The organism is Aggregatibacter sp. oral taxon 458 str. W10330, from assembly GCF_000466335.1.
GTDB lineage: Bacteria > Pseudomonadota > Gammaproteobacteria > Enterobacterales > Pasteurellaceae > Aggregatibacter.
Genome location: NZ_KE952591.1, coordinates 2728 through 4012, shown reverse-complemented (window position 1 = coordinate 4012; position 1285 = coordinate 2728). Strand labels below are relative to the sequence as shown.

The 1285-nt window shown below is 31.1% G+C and carries 1 protein-coding gene; it reads left to right on the top strand.

Features of this window, described 5'->3' with window-relative positions; genetic code table 11:
• The first annotated feature begins 321 nt into the window (after window positions 1-321).
• Window positions 322-765: a ribonuclease toxin immunity protein CdiI gene (gene cdiI, locus HMPREF9065_RS08850; protein ID WP_021615212.1), complete on the top strand. Its 444-nt coding sequence runs from the start codon at window positions 322-324 to the stop codon at window positions 763-765.
• The last annotated feature ends 520 nt before the right edge of the window (window positions 766-1285 follow it).

Here is a 1285-nt window from a genome sequence, read left to right as displayed (position 1 = left end):
GCGATAAAGTGATTACCTGTTTAAGTTCTTCATTCTCTCCCAGATAGCGCGCGTTTCCTAACGCGTGCTTGTATCTATCTAACAAAAAAATAAACAAATTGAAGTTATTCATGAAAATAGTGAAGGTTTGAATCAAAAAAATTGATGTTTTCGGCACGCATTAGGAAACGCGCGCTATAGTGGGAGCAAAAGGCTGTAGCTAAAGGTATAGTAATTTACTTGAGAGAAATAGATTAGATCCAAAAGCTTATCAAGATTCACAAAAAATTAACGGTATACAATTTCACTACTATATAAATATGGAAACTAAAGGAGTAACAAATGTACACCCAGAATAGTATTCCCTTATATACAGCCAAAGGAGAAGATTCTCGTAGTCCTTTAAATTTTTTTTATGGTGGAACAGGTGGCTTAGATGAACCTGAGTTTAGTATAAAAAGCTACTTTAATATTGTTTATTATGAGGGAGATTTTTTAAAAGCTATTTATTCTGTTCTGGTAGAAAAGGATGGATTATGTGAGGAGGGAGCAGATTGCTATTACCCTGATATGAATAGCCCATTTCCAGAAGATCACTTCGAAGGGGTAAGGTTTGAGATTGGAGGCTTATGTGATCCTAGATATCAGATTCATGTATCTGAAGAAATCTGCTTTATGTATTTTAAAAAAGCATGTGAACGTTTTTTGGAATTACATCCTGAAAAAGAATATGCAGAGTTTATTTATGATATTTTAAATAATTGGGAACCATCAAATATGAAATAAAAGTCCAAACTTATATCTAGTTAGATTGGGGGTTGCAGCTGACTCGTTTACAGGTGAGTCATTAAATAAATTTTTAGAAGGCAATGAGCAAGATATTAGAAATTTTTCCAGAGAGAGTTTATATGCTAAGTAGATTAATGAGTTTTTTAGTTTATTTTACTGGTTATTCTTTGTTCGTTTTTATATTTTGTTTTGTTGGTATGTCTTCTCTTATTATATTATTTAAATTTATTGTGAGTTTTGGAAATATCTCCATGAAAGATATTCTTGACGTATTGTCATTTAACTTATATGGTTTTTCCAGATTATCACCATTAATAGTACTATCAATTCTTATATCTAAAAAACTAAGAGGTGGATAGTATATAAAGTGTCTAATTTCTGATATTAAATTATTAGAAATTTGTAGTCTGTTTGATATTTAAACAGACTACAATTTAAAATACAGAAGTACAAAGTGCAGTCAATTTTCAAAGAGTTTTAAAGCCCTCTGATGGCGCAAGCGTTCACCCCAATGATA

What these genes read in the sequence shown, in the direction of transcription:
- cdiI (WP_021615212.1), top strand. Translation starts at nt 322, where the DNA reads ATGTACACCCAGAATAGTATTCCCTTATATACAGCCAAAGGAGAAGAT.